Here is a 22053-nt window from a genome sequence, read left to right as displayed (position 1 = left end):
CGCTGAGCGCATGCGCGTGAAGCGGTGGCTGGGTTGCGCGTCGCGCATGCGCGCATCATGTCCGGGCGCAGTGATCGCAGCAGTGGCGTGGCCACGCTGCGTGCACATGCCGGATGTTTCAGGCACACAAAAAGAAACGGCGCCCGAAGGCGCCGTTTCAGATTTGCATTCTCCGCCGTGAACGATGCGGGCGAAACGACCTTGAACCCGGGGTTCAAGTGGGGACGTTGTGAGGCCATCGGGCTTCCCGCTACAAGGCGGACTTGCACTCCCGGCTTCGTCGCGCCCCCGTGGTCGTAATTAAGGGACAAGGCGAATGTTTTGCACGCTGTCGTTTACAGCAGAGAACGCAGGTGAAGTATAGACCTCTGTTGCGCGATGGCTAGCCCATTCGTCGGCCGGCGCAATTGAAAGTTCATATTTGCGACGACAGTGCGAACCGCACCTCAACGCGGTGTGTCGGAGACGCTGTCCAGGCGACGATTCAAGCTGTCCAGCGTATTGGCCAATTCACGGTCGTAGAGCGCTTGCTGCTCGCGCAGCTGTTGCAATTCGTGCGCCAGATTGAGTGCGGCCAACACCGCCACGCGATCTACCGCCGCCATGCGATTGCTGCCACGAATCTCGCGCATGCGCAGATCCAGCAGGCGCGCCGCGGCGGTGAGGCTCTCGCGTTCCTCGGCAGTGACGCCAACCGTGTATTCACGATCCAGGATGCGCACGCTGACCGGCTCGTTGGTGCTCACGTGTGCTGCTCCAGGGATTTCAGGCGGACGATCATCGCTTCCACGCGCGAGCGCGCCTGCTCGTTCTTGGTCAGCAGCTGCGCGCGCTCGCCGATCAGCTGTTCCTGCTGATGGCGCAGGCTGCGGTTCTCGTCAGTCAACCGCTGGCTACGCTCGACCAGGGCCTCCACACGGGCGGCAAGTGCGCGGATCTGGGCGAGGGCAGCGGCGTTGTCCATCTGCTCACGATAGGGGCGCGCGCGCGCGCCGGTCAAGCGCCCGGTTGCCGCCCGCTCACCTGCCGTCGGGCCAATCCCGACAAGGGCTGCCACGGGCCGCGCCCCAGCCGGCGTCATGTGCGTGGAACGCTGCATGGAACGTACCGCTGGCGGCCGATGCAGGGTGCCTTGATACACTGGGGAGTCACATCGCCGGCGCCCGTGCCGGTACCTTCCGTTCTCAGCCTGGATGACCCGATGGATCTGCCCGATGTAACCGCCGTGCAAAACGAAAGTCGCCAGCTGGAGCTGGCTTCCTCCGCAGCGGAGTTGCATGGTGGATTGTGCGGGTGGCTTTCCGGCGGGGGTGCCGACAGCGGCGACTGGCTGGCGCGCATCCTGGCCGACACCGCGCAGGTGGCGCCCAGGCAGGGAGGGGCGCTGGACCAGATGCGTCAGGCCACGGTGGCGCAGCTGGAAGACCGCGATTTCGCCTTCGAGCTGCTGTTGATCGACGACGGTGCACCGCTGGCGGCGCGTACCGATGCCTTGTTCGACTGGTGTCGCGCCTTTCTGGGCGGCTTCGGCCTGGCGGCGCAGCAGCGCCCGGCACTGACCGAAGAGGGCGAAGAGGCACTGCAGGACCTGGCGCGGCTGGCGCAGGCGTCCAGCGACGATTTCGATGCGGCCGATGAGGACGACACCGCCCTGGCCGAGATCGAAGAGTTCGTGCGCGTGGCGGTGCTGTTGCTGCATGGCGACTGCGTCATGGGGCCGCGCTTCCGCCAACGGTTGAACTAACCGCGTCTGCGCCATGAAGAAGCTCACCGGGATCGGCGCGGCCGAGTACGCGCGTCGGCGCAAGCAACTGATGCAGATGGCCGGCGATCAGGCCATCCTGATCCTGCCGGCCGCACCCGAGCGGGTGCGCAGCCACGACACCCACTACCCGTACCGGCAGGATTCGGATTTCTGGTACCTGAGCGGCTTTCCCGAGCCGGAGGCGGTGCTGGTGCTGGTGCCGGGCCGCAAGCATGGCGAGGCGATCCTGTTCTGCCGCGAGCGCGATGCCGAGCGCGAAGCCTGGGATGGCCCGCGCGAGGGCCAGGAAGGCGCGGTGGAGCGCTACGGCATGGACGATGCGTATCCCATCGACGATGTCGACGAGATCCTGCCGGGCCTGCTGGAGGGGCGCAGCCGCGTCTATTACCACTTCGGGCGCGACGTGGATTTCGATCTCAAGCTGATCGGCTGGCTCAAGCGCGTGCGCGAGCAGGTGCGCCACGGCGCGCAGCCGCCGCACGAATTCCTCGAGCTCGGGCATCTGCTGCACGAGCAGCGGCTGTTCAAGTCGCGCGACGAGATCGCGTTGATGCAACACGCCGCCGACATCAGCGTGCGCGCCCATCGCGCCGCCATGCGGATGGCGCGGCCGGGCATGCATGAGTACGAACTGCAGGCCGAGGTGGAGCGCGCGTTTCGCGCCGCCGATGCGTGGCCGGCGTACGGCAGCATCGTCGGCACCGGCAGCAATGCCTGCGTGCTGCACTACCGCGCCAACAATGCGCGCAGCCGCGATGGCGAGCTGGTGCTGATCGATGCCGGTGCCGAATACCGCGGCTACGCGGCCGATATCACCCGCACCTTCCCGGTCAACGGCCGTTTCACCCCCGCGCAACGCGCGCTGCATGATCTGGTCGGCGCGGCGCAGGCTGCCGCACTTGCACAGGCGCGCCCCGGCGTGGCCTACGAAGCCGGGCATCTGGCCGCGGTGCAGACCCTGACCGAAGGACTGCTGCAGCTGGGCCTGCTCAAGGGCAAGCTGGAGCGCAACATCGCCGATGGCCATTACAAACGCTTCTATCGCCACAAGACCGGCCACTGGCTGGGGCTGGATGTGCACGATGTGGGTGACTACCGGCTGGCCGGCGACTCGCGTCTGCTCGAGCCCGGCATGGTGTTCACCATCGAGCCGGGGCTCTATATCTCCGCCGACGACACCACGGTGGAGGCCAGGTGGCGCGGCATCGGCATCCGCACCGAAGACAATGTGCTGATCACCGCCGACGGCCATCGGGTGCTGACCGATGCCTTGGCACGCAGCGCCGAGGAGATCGAAGCGGAGATGGCGGATCGCGACGCGTTGGGTGCAGGGCGCGGCAACACCGATGGTGAGCGGACCTGACGCGGATCGTTGCATTGCGCTGCAATGCAACGCGCGCGCTGCAGGTGGTGTTCCGATTGCCCGGCGCGTGCGATTGCGCCGGCGTTGTTGTTACTCAAGACACGCTCTGCCCGGCGCCGCACAGGCATGCCGCGCCGGGCCGTCTGTTGCGAGGCCGTGCTATTGACTGAGCTGCGGTGTCTGGGTGCGCTCGGGCTGCTGGACCTGTTCGCTCGATGCGGAAATCTGCTGCGCGCGCGCGAACGACTGCTCTTCCGGCGTGCGCAATGCCTGCTCGGTCTTCATGTGCGCGCGCAGATGCGCCGGGTTGGCCGGATCGCCCTGCACCACGAAGACGTTTTCGCCGCCGTGCACGCCGCGGTGGTTGGCCTCGCTCATCAGCACGTGGTCCACGCGCGACAGGCCGCCTTCCTTGGCCAGTGGCAGCAGCGCTGCGCTGAGCCGGTCACTGGTCTGGTCGGGTGCGCGTCCATGTGCCGCATCGATTGCATGCACGCCGCGCTGGATCTGCTGGTACATCGGGTGGTCGGGATGCGAGGGTTGACGTGGATCGTGCATGGCAATGCTCCGTGCTGTGCAAAATGACTCAGGGGGCGGCAAACACCGGGCGGGTCAGGTTTTCAGGGGCGCCATCGGTGCATACCACCTCGTCTTCGATGCGGATGCCGCCGTAGGGTGTGAACTGCGCAACGCGTGCCCAGTCGATGCTGGCGGCGTGGCCGTTTTTCTTCACTTCGTCCAGCAGCATGTCGATGAAGTACACGCCCGGTTCGATGGTGACCACCATGCCCGGTTCCAGCACGCGGGTCAGGCGCAGATAAGGGTGGCCATCCGGGCGTTCGATGCGCCCGCCGCGGTCACTGGCCGCAAAACCGGCCACGTCATGCACCTGCAGGCCGATCAGATGGCCCAGGCCGTGCGGGAAGAACGCGGCGCTGACGCCGGTGGCGAGCGCAGCTTCCGGCGACACGGTGAGGATGCCGAAGTCCTTGAGGATGCCCATCAAGGCCAGGTGCGCATCCACATGCAGTTGCCTGTAATCCACCCCGGCGCGCACGTTCTGGCCCATACGGATCTGCGCGGCATCGACCGCATCGATCAGCGCCTGGAATTCGCTGCCGGGGTCGGCGGCATAGGTGCGGGTGATGTCGCTGGCATAGCCGTAGGCCGACGCGCCGGCATCGATCAGGAGGCTGCGCAGCGGCTGCGGCGGCTGCTGGCCGAGCTCGGTGTAGTGCAGCACTGCACCGTGTTCGTTGAGCGCGATGATGTTGCCGTACGGCAGCTCGGTGGCGTCCTGGCCGACGGCGGCACAATAGGCCATGTGGATGCCGAATTCGCTTTGGCCGGCGCGGAAGGCCGCTTCGGCCGCACGATGGCCGCGTACCGCCAGTTGCTGGGCGATGCGCAGCAAGGCCAGTTCGTAGGGCGTCTTGAAGGCGCGCTGATAGTCCAGGTAATCGAGCACCGGCTGCGGGTTGTTCGGCACATAGGCACCGAGCGCGCTCTGCGCCTCGCCCAGGATGGCGCAACGTTCGATCTGCCTGGGCAGCAGCGCCACTGCCTGGTCCGGGGTGCGGATGATGTGGATGTCGCAGTGTTCGACCCACCAGCCACTGGGGGCGTCGGGCACCACATGCCAATAGTCCAATGGCTGGCAGAAGATCAGCGTCGGGCGCTTGCCCGGGGTGTAGACCAGCCAGCTGTCGGGCACCCGCGTCAGCGGCACCCAGGCCTTGAACTGCGGATTGACCGCGTACGGGTAATCGCGGTCGTCGAACACCTGGTAATGCAGGCTGCCGCTGGGCACGACCAGGTGGTCGAAGCCGCCGCGTTGCAGCGCCTCGTCGGCGCGCGCGGTCAGCGTGCGCAGGTGGTCGGAATACAGGTGGCTCAAGGACGGCTGGGGCATGCGGGACTCGATCGGCAATGCAAAGACAGGGCGCGATTTTGCCGTAATCGTGGTGATGCTGTCCTTCAGCCCAGCATGTGTTCTTCGGCGATCCAGGCGCGCAGGCGTTGGCGATGCGGCTCGGACATGGTCAGGAAGCGGAAGCCGGCCCAGGCCTGTCCGGGTGCGTGCGCGGCTTCGGTCCACAACAGATGCACGCCGACGTCGATCTCGGTGGCGCGGCCGATGCGCTCGGGCAGGCTGAAGCGCAACTGATACAGGGCATCGTCCTGCAGCGGAACCGAGGCCAGCAGCAGCATGCCGGTTTCCGAGACATTGCCCACCCGGCCGATCTGCGCCTCGCTGAGCATGTCGGTCACCGGTACCAGGTCCGACGGCTGGCGGCGCGGTGCGCGGCGGGTGTCCTGGATCATCGGGTGGCCTCGGCAGCGGGCGACTGGCCGGCCAGGCTGCGCAGCGTGCGCACGGTGGCATGCCAGGCGCGGTCGATCAGGCGCGATTTCTCTTCGACCAGCAGGCGTGCCTGGCCACCGGCCATCAGCCGCGACAGGCCATCGAGCGAGTGCTCGCCGACCTTCTGTCCGCGCTGATTGACGAACAGCGCGTTGTCGGTCATCGGGCTATACCAGGACAGCCGTTGCCGGCGCAGGTCGCCCTGCTGGTTGATGACGAATTCGAACCAGCTGCCGAACGGCAGGCTGCGCAGGTGCACGTAGCACGCCTCCTCGGCTGGCGAACGCGCGGTGGCGATGTCCCTGCGCGGCGCGCTGTCGCCCTGGTCACCCAGCCGCGTGCGCGTCTTGAGCCTGGCAGTGAGTTCGGTGCGCGAGGTCATCTCGTCCTCGCCACCGGGCGTGGACAGGCGCCGCGCGATCGCCGCCGCTTCATCGTGGTGGTAGCCAACCTGCAGCAGCGCGGTGTCGATCTCGGTGCCGAGCGCGATGTCGGCGGGTTGCCCCTTGCTGCGGCAGGTGACTTCGGCAATGCGGGTGGTCAGCGCCTGACGCTCGTCCCATTCGGGCGACTGCTCGCCCTGGCGCAGCAGCGTCAGCGTCAGCACGTCCGACCAGGCCTGACGCAGCAGCGCCTGCACGAAGCGTGGCGGGGCGCTCTGCTCGCACAGTTGCTCGATGCGCGCCTCGGCCTGCTGCTTGGCCGACTCCAGCCGCTCCTTGCCGCGCGCCGCATCCACATGGCGCCGTTCGGCGACCTCGGCCTTGCGGGCCAGCGTGCGCAGATGCGTCTGGATCTCGTCATTGGCCGCGGCGAACACGGCCTCGTCGCCCTGATAGTCGGCGACGATCCTGTCCACCGCGCTGCCCAGCTTGTGCAGCAGTTGCGGGTCGACATCGTCCTCGCCCAGCCAGACCGCGCCGGACTCGGCTACGGTGTTGAGCAATTCGCGCACCGGGTGCTGGTCGCGCACGAAGAAATGCGTATCGGCCAACGCCGCGCGCACCACCGGGACCTGCAATTTGGCGAGCAGGGCCTGTGCCGGGGTCTGCGGGCGGACCTCGCGTTGCATCTGCGCGTAGAGCAGGCCGAGCAGATCGAAGGTGTCGGTGTCCTGCGGCGACAGCGCAGCCTCGGGGCCGTGTTGGGCCCGCAGCAACGCCAGCACCTGGCGCTGCACCGCATCGATGCCGGCAGGCTGCGGCGATGCCGCCGCCTGCGCCGCCAGCGCGCCCTGCAGGCTGGCCAGTGCGTCGCCGAGGGCGGCTTTGGGCACGGCCGTGGAGGCACGCTGGGCCGATGCTTTCTCAGGTGTTGCCAGCGCGCCTGTCGCAGGCGCTGCGCCGTGCTGTGCAGCGTCTTGAGTCGCCGCTGCGCCGACCTCGCCGGCCGCCTGCGACTGCCGCGCCGACGCCATCAGGCCGCCCAGCGCCAGCACCGCATCGCCCAGTGCTGGTGTCGCCTGCTCACCGTAGGTGGCCGTTGCCAGTGTCATCGGAACAGCGGGCGGATCCAGCAAGGCGCTCTGCCATGGTGTCGGTGCGGACTGCCCGCTCCAGCCGGTTGCAGGTCGCCCGCCGCGCGGCGGCATCGCGCGCCCACTGATGGCCGCAGCATCCATAGCTGCGGTGGCTGATGCAGGCGTGGCGCGCCGGGTCTGCACCTGGGTGGGTTTGACCAGATAGGGGTGATAGATCAGTCCCGGCAGGATGCCTTCCTGCGCGAGTGCGCCGTTGGCACGCTCGTACAGATCGTTCAACCGTTCGATCACCTGACGCTCGAACACGCGGTAGAGCGTCAGCTGCCCATCCAGGCTCAATCCCAGCGTTTGGCCGCACTGGCGCAGCACGCGGCACACGGCGTACGGGCCCAGCGGCACGGCTTCCAGTTCGAATTCGGGCACCGCGCCGATCACCGCCAATCGCTGCGCCAGCAATTGCAGCGCATCGGCGCGCCGGGAGGTCTCGCGGCGCGCAATCTCGCTGAGCACGATATCGCGGTCGATATCGGTGTCTTCCACCAGGGTGAGCATCTGCGGATGCGCTTGCGCTGATGCGTCGGCTGCCGGCGTCAGTGACGGGCGATCGCGCAGCGTGGCCAGGTCCTGCGCCAGCTGCTGCAAGAACGCCTGCGGAAACAGATCGATGTGATCGCGCAGGCCGCGCATCTGCGCATAGGCTTCGGCCTGGATCTGGCTGCTGCGTGCATGCTCGGCCTGATGCAGCAGCTCACGTTCCAGCTCCACGACGGTCAGCCGCAGCGGCCCGCTGAGCGCCTGCACGCAATGCGCGTGTAGCGCGGCAAGCAAGCGCCGCCCGCGCACGGAAACCGGCGCATCGGCGATCGGGCCGCTGGGCGTGTGCTGCAGGGAAAAGGCGGGAGTGGACATCCGTGAAGGCGGGCTCGGTGCGAGGCGTGCGTTATGTAGCATGTTTTTCCACCGGTCAGCGACCGCAGGGGCCGCGAAACGTGCCTGGCCAGATCCGGTCGCCACTCTGACGCGGACGGCGCGCATGGCACGACTCGCTGGATCTGCGCGCCAGTGCTGTCGCGTGCGCTACCGATCATGGCGCGGCGTGCTGGCTGCTGTGCCGCGCTGCGATCAGGCCAGAAACAGTTCGACCACGTCATTGGTGAAGCGGCGGCCCAGCTCGGTCGGCACCACGCGTCCGTCCTGCTTGGTCATCCAGCCTTGCGCAATCGCGCGCGCCACCGGCAGCTCGATGACCGACGCCGCCAGCCCGGTGGAGACTTCGAAGTCGCGCAGCGCGAAGCCCTCGTGCAGGCGCAACAGGTTGAGCATGTATTCGAACGGCAGCCGCTCGCGCGGCACGATCTCGTCGCCGCCGATCGATGCCGTACTGCCGGCGCTGGCCAGGTAACTCTGCGGGTGCTTGTGCTTCCAGCGTCGCAGCACATGCTGTTCGGCACCGGAGCTGATCTTGCCGTGCGCGCCGGCGCCGATGCCCAGATAATCGCCGAAACGCCAGTAATTGAGGTTGTGCGCGCACTGCCGCCCGGGCCTGGCGTAGGCGCTCACCTCGTACTGCGCGTAGCCGGCCTCGGCCAGCAGGCGCTGGCAATGTTCCTGGATATCCCAGGCCGTATCGTCGTCGGGAATGCCCTTGGGCGGCCGCGCGAAGAACACCGTGTTCGGCTCCAGCGTGAGCTGGTAATGCGACAAATGGGTGGGCTGCAACGCGAACGCGCGTTCGAGATCGCGCTCGGCCTGCGCCAGGGTCTGCTCGGGCAATGCATACATCAGGTCGATGTTGAAATTGTCGTAGCCGGCATCCTGCGCCAGCGCGATTGCACGCTCGGCCTGGGCACTGTCGTGGATGCGACCCAGCCGCTGCAGCGCCACATCGTCGAAGGTCTGCACACCGAAGCTCAGGCGGTTCACCCCGGCGGCGCGATAGCCATCGAAGCGGCCATGCTCGGCGGTGCCTGGATTGGTTTCCAGGGTGATTTCCAGATTCGGCGCAAAGCGCAGCCGCGCGGCGGCGGCCTGCAGGAAGCGGTCGATCGCCTCGGGCGGGAACAGGCTCGGGGTGCCGCCGCCGAAGAACACCGAATGCACCACGCGCCCCCACACCAGCGGCAGGTCCGCATCCAGGTCGCGGATCAACGCATCCACATAGTCTTCGAACGGCAGCACGCCCTTGGCCGCATGCGAATTGAAGTCGCAGTACGGGCACTTGCGCACGCACCAGGGCAGGTGCACGTACAGCGACAGCGGCGGTGGAATCAGGTCGGGCACTGCATCAGGCCATGGTTCACAGCGACAGGGCGTGCAGCTTGTGCTGCAACGTGGCCAATGCCACCGCACGGTGACTCAGCCGGTTCTTCAACGCGGTATCCATTTCCGCAGCGGTCAGGCCATGCACCGGATCCAGAAACACCGGGTTGTAGCCGAAGCCGCCCGTGCCGCGCGGTTCGGTGGTGATCACCCCTTCCCAGCTGCCTTCGGCGATCAGCGGCTGCGGATCTTCCGGGTGACGCAGCAGCACGATCACCGCGTAGAACCGCGCGCTGCGGCGCTCGGCCGGCACCTCACGCAGGGCATCGAGCAACTTGGCGTTGTTGGCCTGTGCATCGGTCGGGCTGCCGGCGTAGCGCGCGCTGTACAGGCCGGGTGCGCCGCCGAGCGCATCGACGATCAGGCCGGAGTCGTCGGCCAGGGCGGGCAGGCCGGTGACGGCGCTGGCATGGCGTGCCTTGATCAAGGCGTTCTCGACGAAGGTCAGGCCGGTTTCCGGTACGTCTTCCACGCCGAGTTCGCCTTGCGCGACGATGCGCAGCGGCAGGTCGGCGAGCATGGCGCGCAGTTCTTCCAGCTTGCCGGCGTTGCCGCTGGCCAGGACCAGGTGTTTCATTGCTTGGGCTCCAGCAGGTCCCACTTGGTGCCGTACAGGTCGCGGAACACCACGACCGTGCCGTACGGTTCCTCGCGCGGGGTTTCCAGGAATTGCACGCCGAACGCCTGCATTGCCGCGTGGTCGCGCCAGAAGTCGTCGGTGTAGAGAAAATGATCCACCCGCCCACCGGTCTGGTCGCCGATGCGCGCGCGCTGGGCGTCGTCGCCCGGCTGCGCGAGCAGCAGCGCGGCATCCTGTGCGCCGCCCGGGCCGATCACCACCCAGCGCTTGCCATCGTCCAGCGGGCGGTCCTGCAACACCTGGAAACCCAGCGCGCCGGTGTACCAGGCGATCGCCGCATCGTAGTCGGCGACCAGCAAGGTGGTCAGGGCAATGCGTCGGCTCATCCGGCCAGCGCAGCGCGTTGCAGGGCGAACAGCTCGCTCATGCCTTGTTCGGCGAGGGCGAGCAGCGCGTTGAGTTCGTCGCGGCGGAAGGCGTGGCCTTCGGCGGTGCCCTGCAGCTCGATGAAGCCGCCGCCGTCGTTCATCACCACATTCATGTCGGTGTCGCAGTCGCTGTCTTCGGGGTAATCCAGATCCAGCACCGGCTCGCCGCGATAGATGCCCACCGAGACCGCGGCCACGGCGCCGATCAGCGGATGCTTCTTGATGTCGCCGCGCTTGAGCAGCAGGTTCACCGCATCGGCCAGCGCCACGTAGGCGCCGGTGATCGCGGCGGTGCGGGTGCCGCCATCGGCCTGCAGCACGTCGCAGTCCAGGGTGATGGTGCGTTCGCCCAGGGCATTGCGATCCACGCAGGCGCGCAGTGCGCGGCCGATCAGGCGCTGGATTTCCAGCGTGCGCCCGCCCTGCTTGCCGCGCGCGGCTTCGCGATCGGACCGGGTATGGGTGGAGCGCGGCAGCATGCCGTATTCGGCGGTCACCCAGCCTTCGCCCTTGCCGCGCAGGAACCCGGGCACGCGGTTTTCCACGCTGGCGGTGCACAGCACGCGGGTGTCGCCGAAGCTGACCAGCACCGAGCCTTCGGCGTGACGGGTGAAGGCGCGTTCGATGCGCACCGGGCGCAGTTGGTCGGCCATGCGGCCGCTGGGACGGGAAAAGGTCATGCGATGAGTCCGGAAGTCGGGAGGTGGGTCTGGGGCGGCGCGTGGCGGGGCGGTCAGCCAGCGCGGGCCGCTAGGGTACCATTCGCGCTTTGAAGGTACGGGACTGACGATGATTCGAAGCATGACCGCGTTTGCGGGTGGCGAACGCATCACGCCCTGGGGCACGCTCGGTTGCGAGCTGCGCTCGGTCAACCATCGGTTTCTGGAAGTGGGCGTGCGCCTGCCCGAAGAACTGCGTGCGCTGGAGCCGCTGCTGCGCGAGCGCGTGGCGGCGAAAAACAGCCGCGGCAAGCTGGATCTGGCGCTGCGCCTGCGCGCGCCGGACAACGCGCAGACCCTGGCCGTCAACGAATCGCTGCTGCAGGAACTGGGCGCCCTGGCCACCCGCCTTGACGGGATGTTCCCCAAGCTGCAGGTCGGTTTCACCGATCTGCTGCAGCTGCCCGGGGTGCTGCAGGTGCAGGACGTGGACGCACCGGCGTTGCAGGCCCAGGCCCTGGCATTGCTGGACGAGGTGGTGGACAGCTTCGTGGCCGCGCGCGAGCGCGAAGGCGGCAAGCTGGCCGACGCGATCAGCGAACGGGTCGATGCGATCGAACGCATCGCCGCCGAGGTGCGCACGCTGATTCCCGTCATCCGCGAAGGTCAGCGCGCCAAGCTGGCCGCGCGCCTGGCCGATCTGCCGCATCCGGTGGACCCGGGCCGCGCCGAACAGGAACTGGTGCTGTGGCTGCAGAAGCTGGACGTGGACGAAGAGCTCGACCGCCTGTCCAGCCACATCGCCGAGATCCGCCGCGTGCTCCGGCAGCGCGAGCCGGTCGGCCGCCGCCTGGATTTCCTGCTGCAGGAATTCAACCGCGAAGCCAATACGCTCGGCTCCAAGTCGGTGGACAGCCGCACCTCCAACGCCGCCGTGGATCTGAAGGTGCTGATCGACCAGATCCGCGAGCAGGTGCAGAACATCGAATAGCCGGGAATAGGCAATCGGGAATGGGGAATCGTCAAAGCAGGTACGATTCACCCTTGGCCTGCTTGCTTGGCGCGGTGCCCCATTCCCTATTCCCGACTCCCTATTCCCTAAAATGCGCGGCACTCTCTATATCGTTGCGGCCCCTTCCGGCGCCGGCAAGAGCAGCATCGTCAACGCCACCCTGGCGCGTGATCCCAAGATCGCCTTGTCGATCTCGTTCACCTCGCGCGCGCCGCGGCCGGGCGAGCGGCATGCCGAGCACTACCATTTCGTCTCCGCCGACGAGTTCCAGGGCATGATCGAGGCGGGCGACTTCTTCGAGTATGCGCTGGTGCACGGCGACTGGAAGGGCACCGCGCGCCAATCGGTGGAGCCCCAGCTGGCCGCCGGGCACGACGTGTTGCTGGAGATCGACTGGCAGGGCGCGCGCCAGGTGCGCCAGAAGGTGCCCGACGCGGTCAGCGTGTTCATCCTGCCGCCGTCGCGCCAGGCGCTGGACGAGCGCATGCGCAAGCGCGGCCAGGACAGCGAGGACGTGATGGCGCAGCGCCTGGCTGCCGCCCGCGAAGAGATGCTGCACTTCGAGGAATTCGATTACGTCATCATCAACGAGACGTTCGAGACGGCTGTCTCGGAGATGTGCGCGATCTTCACCGCCAGCCGGCTGCGCCGGCAGGCGCAACAGCAGCGGCATGCGGAGCTGATCCGGGCCCTGCTGGACTGAGCGGCTCAAACCCCTGATTCCAAAGGAAACTGAATAGGCCCAGGTTGCCGTGACGGCGGCCGGGGCGTACACTCCGCCCCCTTTCCCTCATTCGATGCGCGGCCGTTGCTGGTCGCCGGGAGCCCGCATGGCCCGCATTACCGTAGAAGATTGCCTGGAAGTCGTGAACAACCGTTTCGAGCTGGTCATGATGGCGTCCAAGCGCGCCCGTCAGCTCGCCAACGGCGTGCAGCCGTTGATTGAAAATGCCGACGCCAGCGACAAGCCCACCGTGATGGCACTGCGCGAAATCGCCGCACGCCGGATCGACAACGCACTGATCGACGAGGTCGAGAAGGCCGAGCGCGAGCGTGCCGAGCGCGAAGCGCTGGAATGGGCCGCTGCCGAAGTCGTCGCCGACGAAGACATGTCCAAGAACGACGATTGATCGTCCGCATCGCTGTGATCGATCTGAACAGCCCGCCACGTGCGGGCTGTTTCCGTTTCAGGCCCGCGTTGCTGCGTGCAGCGTGCAAACGTTTGCCGTGACTGCGTTGCTGGCATAGTCTTCCGGCATGAACCCAGGCCCCACTGCCCAGGCGACCGTCGTGACGTCTCCGTCTTCCGACCAGGCCATCCCCGACTACGTCCTGCACCTCGAACGCGCGGCCAGCTACCTTCCCAAGGAGCAGCTGCCGATCCTGCGCCGTGCCTGGGAAGTGGGCGCCAGCGCGCATGCCGGCCAGACCCGCAAGTCGGGCGAGCCCTACATCACCCATCCGGTCGCGGTGGCCGGCGTGCTCGCCGAGCTCGGCCTGGACATGGAATCGCTGATCGCCGCGATCCTGCACGACACCATCGAAGACACCCCGCTGACCCGCGAAGAGCTGGCCTCGGAATTCGGCGAGGCGGTGGCCGAGCTGGTCGATGGCGTCACCAAGCTGGACAAGCTCAAGTTCCGCGATCGCCAGGAGGCGGCGGCCGAAAGCTTCCGCAAAATGCTGCTGGCGATGTCGCGCGACCTGCGCGTGATCATGATCAAGCTGGCCGACCGCCTGCACAACATGCGCACCCTGGGCGCGCAGAGCAGCGAAGCGCGCGGCCGCATCGCGCGCGAAACGCTGGAGATCTACGCGCCGATCGCCCAGCGCCTGGGCATGAGCCTGATCAAGTCCGAGCTGCAGAACCTGGGCTTCCGCGCGCTGTATCCGTGGCGTCACGCCATCATCGAAAAACATATCCGCAGCCAGCCGGTGGTGCGGCGCGAATCGATGGCGCAGGTGGAAGTGCAGCTGTCGCAGCGGCTGGCCAAGGAAGGGCTGGAACATCGCCTGGTCAGCCGCATCAAGACGCCCTGGAGCATCTATTCCAAGATGCACGAAGAGAACAAGTCCTTCGACCAGGTGATGGATGTGTTCGGCTTCCGCCTGGTGGTGCGCTCGGTGGCCGACTGCTATCACGCGCTGGGCGCAGTGCATGCCACCTTCAAGCCGCTGGACGGGCGCTTCCGCGATTTCATCGCCATTCCCAAGGCCAACGGCTATCAGTCGCTGCACACCGTGTTGTTCGGCCCGTACGGCTCGCCGATCGAGGTGCAGATCCGCACCGAGGAGATGGACCTGATCGCCGAACGCGGCGTGGCCGCGCACTGGACCTACAAGGTCGGCTCGGCCTCGCCCAACAGCGCGCAGAGCCGTGCGCACGACTGGATCGTGGAGCTGATCGATTCGCAGCGCGCCGCAGGCTCGTCGCTGGAGTTCCTGGATAACGTCAAGGTCGACCTGTTCCCGGACGAGGTCTACCTGTTCACGCCCAAGGGCAAGATCCTGGCGTTGCCGCGCAACTCCACCGCGCTGGATTTCGCCTATGCGGTGCACACCGACGTGGGCAACCGCGCGGTCGCCTCGCGGGTGGACAAGAAACTGGTGCCGCTGCGTACCAAGTTGGTCAGCGGCCAGGCGGTGGAGATCATCACCGCGCGCTCGGCCACGCCCAAGCCGCAGTGGCTGGAGTTCGTGGTCAGCAGCAAGGCGCGTACCGCGATCCGCCACCAGCTCAAGCAACTCGAACACGAAGATGCCGTGCAGCTCGGCCACCGCATGCTCGATCGCGCGCTGGAAGCGATGGACAGCTCGCTGGAACGCTTGCCCAAGGGGCGCCTGGATGCCTTCCTCACCGAGCATCGCTATCCACGCCTGGAAGCGCTGCTGGCCGATGTGGCGCTGGGCAACTGGATGCCGACCCAGGCCGCGCAGGCGCTGATGGCCTACGCCGAATTGCGCGGTGGCGGCCACTCCAAGCATTCGCACGAAAAGATCCTGATCGACGGCAGCGAGCGTGGCGTGATCAGCTTCGCCAACTGTTGCCAGCCGATTCCCGGCGACGAAATCATGGGCTACCACACCGCCGGCAAGGGCATCGTGGTGCACCGCCTGGATTGCCCGAACCTGGCCGAGCTGCGCAAGTCGCCCGAGCGCTGGGTGCCGATCGACTGGGATTCCAGCGTCAGTGGCGACTACGACACCGCCCTGATCGTCGAGGTGGAAAACCGCACCGGCGTGCTGGCCCAGCTGGCCGCGGCGATCGCGCAAAGCCAGTCCAATATCGAGCGGGTGGATTACCTGGACCGCGATTTCAACGCCGCGGTGCTGCGCTTCAACATCCAGGTCCGCGACCGCCGCCATCTGGCCGAAGTGATGCGCCGGTTGAGGCGCCTGCATGTGGTGCAGAGCGTGGGGCGGCAGTAGCGGCCAGGTCCTGTCGAGAGGCGGCGCTGAGGCCGCCTGCGCAATAGCGTGCATTGATGCGCCGACGCCGGGTCTCAGGTCTGCCGCGGCGACAGGTGGCGAGCGCCGCGCGCGTGCTCGGTCAGGCTCCACGCCGCCCGTGCAGCGCGATCTGTCCGGTACGCCAGCACGGTGCCTGGCGATCTTCGCAAGATGCGTGGCAACAAGATCGTGCGCAACAGTCGAGCAAATCCGCACAAACGCCTAAACTGCAGCACACACTTTTGCAGTGGAGCTTCCATGTCCCAGATCATCCATACCGATCAGGCGCCTGCCGCCATCGGTCCGTATTCCCAGGCCGTGCGCGCCGGCAACACCGTGTATTTCTCCGGGCAGATCCCGCTGGACCCGGCCACCGGCGAGATCGTGCCTGGCGACATCGGCGCGCAGGCACGCCGCGCGTTCGACAACCTCAAGGCAGTTGCGGAGGCGGCCGGCGGCTCGCTGGACAGGATCGTGCGACTGGGCCTGTACCTCACCGATCTTGGCCAGTTCGCCGCCGTCAATGCGGTGATGCAGGAGTATTTCCAGGCGCCGTTCCCCGCGCGTTCGACCATCGAGGTCTCCGGCCTGCCCAAGGGCGCCGGCTTCGAGGTCGATGCGGTGATGGTGCTCGACTGATCCAGCTCGGCTGACCCGAGCGCCCTGCCGTGCCGCGCGCAGCGACCCTCACCCCGCGCCTGGCCGTCGCAGGCCAGGCCTCGCTTGCCAGCCTGCCCGGCGTCGGCCCGAAAGTGGTCGAGAAATTTGCTGCGCGCGGCATTTTGACGCTGCAGGATCTGTGGCTGCATCTGCCCTTGCGCTACGAGGACCGCACGCGGCTGACCACGATCGCGCAGTTGCAGAGCGGTGTGCCGGCGCAGATCGAGGGGCGCGTGGACGCGGTGGAGCGCGGCTTCCGCTTTCGCCCGGTGTTGCGCGTGGCGGTCTCGGACGAGTCGCACGGCAGCGTGGTGCTGCGCTTCTTCCATTTCCGCGCCGCGCAGGTGGCGCAGTTCGCACCGGGCACGCGGTTGCGGGTGTTCGGCACGCCCAAGCCGGGACAGAATGGCTGGGAAATCGTGCATCCCAGCTACCGTGTGCTGGCACCTGGCGAGGATGCCGTGCTGGGTGACAGCCTGGACCCGGTCTATCCGGTCCTGGAAGGCGTGGGCCCGGCCACGCTGCGCAAGTTCATCGGCCAGGCGCTGGAGCGGTTGCCGGAAGAGGCCGCGCTGGAACTACTGCCGCCGCACTGGTTGCAGGACCAACAACTGCCCTCGCTGCGCGCCGCGCTGCTGACCATGCATCGCCCGCCGGTGAACACCGACCCGCAGCAACTGCTCGCCGGTGGGCATCCGGCCCAGCAGCGTCTGGCGATCGAAGAACTGCTGGCGCATCAGCTCAGCCTGCGCCGCCAGCGCATCGCCCTGCAGCGCTTCCGCGCGCCGCTGCTGCCGGGCAACGGCACCCTGGTGCAGCAACTGCGTGCGGCATTGCCGTTCCAGCTCACCGGCGCGCAGCAGCGCGTGTTCGCACAGATTGCCCGCGACCTGGCCAAGCCATCGCCGATGCTGCGGCTGGTGCAGGGCGATGTCGGCAGCGGCAAGACCGTGGTTGCGGCATTGGCGGCGATGCTGGCGGTGGAGCAGGGCAAGCAGGTCGCACTGGCCGCGCCGACCGAGCTGCTGGCCGAGCAGCACCTCACCAATCTGCGTGGCTGGCTGGAACCGCTGGGCGTGCGCATCGTCTGGCTGGCCGGCAAGGTCACCGGCAAGGCGCGCGCCGCGGCGATGGCCGAGGTGGCCTCCGGCCAGGCGCAGGTGGTGGTCGGCACGCATGCCTTGATGCAGGACGCGGTGGTCTTCCACGATCTGGCGCTGGCCATCATCGACGAGCAGCACCGCTTCGGCGTGCATCAGCGCCTGGCCTTGCGCGACAAGGGCGCAGCTGCCGGCAGCGTGCCGCATCAGTTGGTGATGACCGCCACGCCGATTCCGCGCACCCTGGCGATGTCCACCTATGCGGACCTGGATGTTTCGGCGATCGACGAACTCCCGCCCGGGCGCACGCCGGTGCAGACCATCGTGCTCAGTGCCGAGCGTCGGCCGGAGCTGGTCGAGCGCATCCGCGCCGCCTGCGCCGAAGGGCGTCAGGCCTACTGGGTCTGCACCCTGATCGAAGAAAGCGAGGAGCCCGGCAAGGACGCGCCCAGCGGCCCGCCAAGGATCGAAGCGCAGGCGGCGGAGGTCACCTTCCAAGCCCTGTCCGCGCAGTTGCCCGGGGTGCGTGTGGCGCTGGTGCACGGGCGCATGAAAGCGGCCGAAAAACAGAAAGCCATGCTGGATTTCAAGCAGGGCCGCACCGACCTGCTGGTCGCCACCACGGTGATCGAGGTCGGCGTGGACGTGCCCAACGCCTCACTGATGATCATCGAAAACGCCGAGCGCCTGGGCCTGGCGCAGTTGCACCAGTTGCGCGGCCGGGTCGGGCGCGGCGCGGCCGCGTCCAGTTGCGTGCTGCTGTATCAGGCGCCGCTATCGATGATGGCGCGGCAACGCCTGGAAACCATGCGCCAGACCAACGACGGCTTCGTGATCGCGGAAAAGGATCTGGAGCTGCGCGGCCCCGGCGAATTGCTGGGCACCCGCCAGACCGGCCTGGCCAGCTTCCGCATCGCCGATCTCACCCGCGATGCCGGGTTGCTGCCGCGCGTGCAGGTGCTTGCCGAGCGGCTGCTGGCCGACGCGCCGGAGATTGCCGACCGTGTGGTCGCGCGCTGGATCGGCAGCGCGGTGCGCTACGCCGCGGCTTGAGCGGCGGGGATTGGGGAATCGGGAATCGGGAATCGGGATTGGGGAATCGGGAATCGTAAAGGCAAGGCTGCTGCCGCCTTGGCGTCCCGGTGATTCGCGCGCCTCGCTGATCCTTGCGAAGATGCGGCAACGAATCCCGAATCCCGAATCTCCAATCCCATGACCAAAAAGATACCGCTGCTGATCGACACCGACCCGGGCGTGGACGACGCGCTGGCCTTGCTGATGGCCTTCAACGACCCCCGGCATGAGGTCGTTGGCCTGACCATCGCCGCCGGCAACGTCGGCCTGGAGCACACCGTGCGCAATGCCTTGAAGGTTTGCGAGATTGCCGGGCGTGAGGATGTGCCGGTCTACGCGGGCTGCCCGCAGCCGCTGCTGCATCCGTCGGTGGACGCGGCGCATGTGCATGGCATCGACGGTTTCGGCGATGTCGGCCTGGCGCCGGCCAGGCGTACTGCCGAGACCGAGCACGCCGCGCTGGCCATCCTGCGCCTGTCGCACGAATACGCTGGCGAGCTGCTGCTGGTGGCGCTCGGTCCGCTGACCAATCTGGCGCTGGCGCTGACGCTGGATCCGACCTTGCCGCAGCGGGTGGCGCGGCTGGTGGTGATGGGCGGGGCGCTGACCGGGCACGGCAACATCACCGCGGCGGCCGAATTCAATATCGGCTTCGACCCGGAAGCGGCGCACATCGTGTTCCGCGGCTTTCCACAGTTCGACGTGGCCGACTGGGAAGCCACCATCGCCCACGGCCTGCTGCATCGCGATGTCGAGCAATGGCTGGCGGCCGATTCGGCGCAGGCGCGGTTCTACGAGGAAATCTCGCGCAAGACCCGCCTGTGGTCCGAAGACAGCCGCGGCGAGTACTGGTACGCCGCCGACGCACTGGCGATGGCGTTCGCGCTGCACCCGGAAGGTGCCCAGCGGCTGGAGCAGCGTCCGGTCCATGTCGAGCTGACCGGTACGCATACCCGCGGGATGACCCTGGTGGACTGGAACCGGCAGGGTGGCGCGCCCGACAATGCCAACCTGCTGCTGGAGTACGACCGCCGGCAGTTCTACGGTCTGGTCGGGGCGGCGCTGGCGGCGGGTTAGGGTGATCTTGCGCCGAGCGTCTGGATGCCGCTATAATGCCCGGCTTATCCAGGCAGCCCGGCGCCAAGTCCATGAAAGATAACGTTCATCCCAGCTACAACGACGTCGTCTTCCACGACGTGACGTCCGATTTCAAGATTCTGACCCGTTCCACCATGAGCTCGAAAGAGACCGTGAAGTGGGAAGACGGCCAGGAATACCCGCTGATCAAGGTGGATATCTCCTCGGCATCGCACCCGTTCTATACCGGCAAGCACAAGGTGATCGACACCGGCGGCCGGATCGACAAGTTCCAGAAGCGCTACGCGCGCTGAGCTTGCAGGACGGGCTGTACCGGCAGCGGCCGCGCATTGCGCGGCCGTTGTTTTTTTGGGGCCTTGGCAACTTCGTTTTCACGCCTTCGGCAGGGGCGTCTACGACTTCTGTCCAAGCGACGGCCAAAATGCTGCTGTGCGATAATGATGTGATCCGGGGCGATGCCCTGGACTTCCATCACGTGCCTGCCCATCCGGTGACAGGCGCCTTCCACTGAAGGAGCGTACACAGTGTCCGATCTTGATCAGGTCACGCTCAACGCCGGCGACAAGTCGGTCGTTCTGCCGGTTCTCAAGCCCACGCTTGGCAATGATTGCGTCGATATCTCAAAGCTGACCAAAGAAACCGGTCTGTTCACCTACGACTCGGGCTTCACCGCCACCGCCAGCTGCAAGTCGGCCATCACCTACATCGATGGCGACAACGGCGTGTTGCTGTATCGCGGCTACCCGATCGAACAGTTGGCCGAGAAGTCCAGCTTCCTCGAAGTCTCGTACCTGCTGATGAACGGCGAGCTGCCGACCGCGGACGAGTTCAAGAAGTTCGACCACGAAGTGACGCATCACACGATGATGCACGAGTCGCTGAAGAACTTCCTCGGTGGTTTCCGCCATGACGCCCATCCGATGGCCATGCTGGCCGGTTCGGTCGCCTCGCTGTCGGCGTTCTATCACGACACCCTGGACCTCAACGATCCGGAGCAGCGCCGTCAGGCCGCCATCCGTCTGATCGCCAAGGTGCCGACCCTGGCTGCTGCCGCGTACCGCTATTCGATCGGCTGGCCGATCCGCTACCCGCGCAACAACCTCAACTACGTCGACCGCTTCCTGCACATGATGTTCGAAGTGCCGAGCGAGCCGCTGGAGATCAATCCGGTGGTGGCCAAGGCGCTGGATCTGCTGTTCATCCTGCATGCCGATCACGAGCAGAACGCCTCGACCTCGACCGTGCGGCTGGTCGGTTCGACCGGTGCCAATCCGTACGCCTCGGTCGCAGCGGGCATCACCGCGCTGTGGGGCCCGGCACACGGCGGCGCCAACGAAGCCGTGCTGAAGATGCTGGAAGAGATCGGCACCGCCGACAACGTCGAGTCCGCCGTGGCCAAGGCCAAGGACAAGAACTCCTCGTTCCGTTTGATGGGCTTCGGTCACCGCGTCTACAAGAACTTCGACCCACGCGCCAAGATCATCCGCGAGATGACCCACAAGGTGCTGGGCGAGCTGGGCGTCAACGATCCGCTGCTGGAAGTGGCGTTGAAGCTGGAAGAAGCCGCGCTGAAGGACGACTATTTCGTGCAGCGCAAGCTGTACCCGAACGTCGACTTCTATTCCGGCCTGATCTACAAGGCGCTGAATATTCCGGTGGAGATGTTCACCGTGATGTTCGCCATTGCACGCACCGCCGGCTGGGTGTCGCATTGGCTGGAGCAGCAGGTCGACCCGGAAATGAAGATCGGCCGTCCGCGCCAGATCTACACCGGCTACGACAAGCGCGATTACACCGACAGCGCCAAGCGCTAAACGCTTGCGGTTGTCTGCTTGAACGAACGCCCCGCATTGCGGGGCGTTTGCTTTTGCGGGTTGGCGTTGTGGTCAGTGGTCACGCGTCATGGCGCGCTGCGATCAGCGCGTGCGCGGCAGGGCGTCGCCACCGTCCTCTTCTGCCAACAACTGACGCAGCTGGGCGGCCGAGGCGCGCTGCATCGGCTTTTCGTCCAGCTGCGACAACGGCGCCTGGCGTAGGGCGTCGTACGGCAGCACGGTCAGGTCGAAGGTCAGTTCTTCGGCACTGAACAACCAGACTGGAAACTCGCCAGTCCGCTCGCGGTCCAGGCGCAGCCGGCGCGTCCGCAATTCGGCAGGAATGCGGTGTTCTTCCAGAAACCGCTGCACGGCATCGGCATCGTCGCTGTGCAGCTGCAACTGCACCGGCGCATTGGCGTCGGCCGTGCCATCGAGCACCGGGCCGGCCAGGCGCGGCTGGAACGGGCCGAGAAACTCCAGCGCGCGCAACGCCGCTTCGCGGCGCCGGCGCAAGCGCAGCCCGTGCGCAGGTCCGGCGAACAGGCGTTGGTGCTCGCGCAGGGCGTCTTCGATCTCGCGATTGCGCGGCAGCGATGCGTCGTCGTGGATGCCCAGCCGGCTGGCCGCCTTGAGCTTGGCCTGATGAAAATCGCGGATGCCGCCTTCGGCCATCAACCGGGCCGCTTCGTGCGCCAGGCGGTGGCGCCGTTCTCGGGTTCGCGTATCGGCGTGTTCGCGCGCGTGATGCATGACCGGGCTCCCCTCATGAACCTGGTTCGACTCTACAACAGCGGCATGACGGTGTGGCGAAGGTCACAGGGCGCAGGCCCGATGGACCGTGCTCGATGACCGCAAGCACGCGCTGGCATGCGTTGCACCATCG

At 67.0% G+C, this 22053-nt stretch carries 22 protein-coding genes and 1 other RNA gene; 11 read left to right on the top strand and 12 right to left on the bottom strand.

The annotated features are described in order from the left end of the window. Positions 1–165: 165 nt before the first annotated feature. From ssrS to EO174_RS10580, 3 genes are all read right to left on the bottom strand, one after another. Positions 166–350: non-coding RNA, 6S RNA (gene ssrS / locus EO174_RS10590), on the bottom strand. A 96-nt stretch (positions 351–446) separates the two neighbouring features. Further along, the gene (locus EO174_RS10585; protein ID WP_104584736.1) at positions 447–746 is read right to left on the bottom strand and encodes a cell division protein ZapA; all 300 of its coding nucleotides are present in this window, start codon (positions 744–746) and stop codon (positions 447–449) included. Then, positions 743–964, bottom strand: a complete 222-nt coding sequence (locus EO174_RS10580) for a TIGR02449 family protein (protein ID WP_024938110.1) — start codon at positions 962–964, stop codon at positions 743–745. The genes EO174_RS10585 and EO174_RS10580 overlap by 4 nt, the downstream gene beginning before the upstream one ends. Positions 965–1201: 237 nt before the next feature. On the opposite strand from EO174_RS10580, the gene EO174_RS10575 reads away from it, so the two are divergent. Continuing rightward, positions 1202–1744, top strand: a complete 543-nt coding sequence (locus EO174_RS10575; protein WP_024938111.1) for a YecA family protein — start codon at positions 1202–1204, stop codon at positions 1742–1744. 13 nt (positions 1745–1757) lie between these two features. Then, positions 1758–3128, top strand: coding sequence for an aminopeptidase P N-terminal domain-containing protein (locus EO174_RS10570; RefSeq protein ID WP_104648850.1), 1371 nt, complete (start codon positions 1758–1760; stop codon positions 3126–3128). Between the two features lie 159 nt (positions 3129–3287). Here the strand turns inward: EO174_RS10570 and EO174_RS10565 are convergent, their stop codons facing one another. From EO174_RS10565 to rph, 8 genes are all read right to left on the bottom strand, one after another. Then, positions 3288–3686: an XVIPCD domain-containing protein gene (locus EO174_RS10565; protein ID WP_126944413.1), complete on the bottom strand. Its 399-nt coding sequence runs from the start codon at positions 3684–3686 to the stop codon at positions 3288–3290. A 28-nt stretch (positions 3687–3714) separates the two neighbouring features. Beyond that, positions 3715–5040 carry a Xaa-Pro dipeptidase gene (gene pepQ, locus EO174_RS10560; RefSeq protein WP_126944410.1) on the bottom strand — a complete coding sequence of 442 codons (1326 nt, stop codon included), beginning with the start codon at positions 5038–5040 and terminating at the stop codon, positions 3715–3717. Between the two features lie 65 nt (positions 5041–5105). Beyond that, complete coding sequence (locus EO174_RS10555; RefSeq protein ID WP_104584744.1) at positions 5106–5453, bottom strand: PilZ domain-containing protein; 348 nt, start codon at positions 5451–5453, stop codon at positions 5106–5108. Next, positions 5450–7882 (bottom strand): DUF1631 domain-containing protein, encoded by a 2433-nt coding sequence (locus tag EO174_RS10550; protein WP_126944407.1) that lies wholly within the window; start codon positions 7880–7882, stop codon positions 5450–5452. Before EO174_RS10550 ends, EO174_RS10555 begins: the two co-directional genes overlap by 4 nt. 213 nt (positions 7883–8095) lie before the next feature. Next, the gene (gene hemW / locus EO174_RS10545; protein WP_126944404.1) at positions 8096–9253 is read right to left on the bottom strand and encodes a radical SAM family heme chaperone HemW; all 1158 of its coding nucleotides are present in this window, start codon (positions 9251–9253) and stop codon (positions 8096–8098) included. 16 nt (positions 9254–9269) lie between these two features. Next, positions 9270–9869 (bottom strand): RdgB/HAM1 family non-canonical purine NTP pyrophosphatase, encoded by a 600-nt coding sequence (gene rdgB / locus EO174_RS10540; RefSeq protein WP_164739757.1) that lies wholly within the window; start codon positions 9867–9869, stop codon positions 9270–9272. Continuing rightward, a complete protein-coding gene (locus EO174_RS10535; protein ID WP_126944401.1) occupies positions 9866–10258 on the bottom strand; it encodes a VOC family protein in 393 nt (130 codons plus the stop codon). Before EO174_RS10535 ends, rdgB begins: the two co-directional genes overlap by 4 nt. After that, entirely contained in the window at positions 10255–10980 is a 726-nt protein-coding gene (gene rph / locus EO174_RS10530; protein WP_126944398.1) for a ribonuclease PH, read from the bottom strand. Before rph ends, EO174_RS10535 begins: the two co-directional genes overlap by 4 nt. Before the next feature lie 109 nt (positions 10981–11089). Between rph and EO174_RS10525 the strand changes: the two genes are divergently transcribed. The 9 genes from EO174_RS10525 (at position 11090) to EO174_RS10485 (ending at position 21167) form a co-directional block, all read left to right on the top strand. After that, positions 11090–11950 carry a YicC/YloC family endoribonuclease gene (locus tag EO174_RS10525; RefSeq protein WP_024938120.1) on the top strand — a complete coding sequence of 287 codons (861 nt, stop codon included), beginning with the start codon at positions 11090–11092 and terminating at the stop codon, positions 11948–11950. A gap of 112 nt (positions 11951–12062) precedes the next feature. Further along, complete coding sequence (gene gmk / locus EO174_RS10520) at positions 12063–12674, top strand: guanylate kinase (protein ID WP_104584754.1); 612 nt, start codon at positions 12063–12065, stop codon at positions 12672–12674. A 127-nt stretch (positions 12675–12801) separates the two neighbouring features. After that, positions 12802–13101, top strand: coding sequence for a DNA-directed RNA polymerase subunit omega (rpoZ, locus tag EO174_RS10515; protein WP_002812428.1), 300 nt, complete (start codon positions 12802–12804; stop codon positions 13099–13101). 127 nt (positions 13102–13228) lie between these two features. Then, a complete protein-coding gene (locus EO174_RS10510; protein ID WP_104584756.1) occupies positions 13229–15400 on the top strand; it encodes a bifunctional (p)ppGpp synthetase/guanosine-3',5'-bis(diphosphate) 3'-pyrophosphohydrolase in 2172 nt (723 codons plus the stop codon). A gap of 279 nt (positions 15401–15679) precedes the next feature. Beyond that, a complete protein-coding gene (locus EO174_RS10505) occupies positions 15680–16060 on the top strand; it encodes a RidA family protein (protein WP_042597620.1) in 381 nt (126 codons plus the stop codon). A gap of 29 nt (positions 16061–16089) precedes the next feature. Continuing rightward, a complete protein-coding gene (gene recG / locus EO174_RS10500; RefSeq protein WP_126944395.1) occupies positions 16090–18234 on the top strand; it encodes an ATP-dependent DNA helicase RecG in 2145 nt (714 codons plus the stop codon). 159 nt (positions 18235–18393) lie between these two features. Beyond that, positions 18394–19332 (top strand): nucleoside hydrolase, encoded by a 939-nt coding sequence (locus EO174_RS10495; RefSeq protein ID WP_119131021.1) that lies wholly within the window; start codon positions 18394–18396, stop codon positions 19330–19332. 71 nt (positions 19333–19403) lie between these two features. Next, on the top strand, positions 19404–19646 hold the full coding sequence (locus EO174_RS10490; protein ID WP_024938126.1) for a type B 50S ribosomal protein L31: 243 nt from the start codon (positions 19404–19406) through the stop codon (positions 19644–19646). 231 nt (positions 19647–19877) lie between these two features. Further along, complete coding sequence (locus tag EO174_RS10485) at positions 19878–21167, top strand: citrate synthase (protein ID WP_039409911.1); 1290 nt, start codon at positions 19878–19880, stop codon at positions 21165–21167. Between the two features lie 102 nt (positions 21168–21269). Here the strand turns inward: EO174_RS10485 and EO174_RS10480 are convergent, their stop codons facing one another. Next, positions 21270–21920, bottom strand: coding sequence for a hypothetical protein (locus EO174_RS10480; RefSeq protein ID WP_126944392.1), 651 nt, complete (start codon positions 21918–21920; stop codon positions 21270–21272). Positions 21921–22053: the final 133 nt, after the last annotated feature.

The organism is Xanthomonas sp. BRIP62418 (assembly GCF_003993495.1).
Lineage (GTDB): Bacteria > Pseudomonadota > Gammaproteobacteria > Xanthomonadales > Xanthomonadaceae > Xanthomonas > Xanthomonas euroxanthea.
The sequence above is the reverse complement of the archived record's forward strand: the minus strand, read 5'-3'. Positions and strand labels throughout refer to the sequence as shown.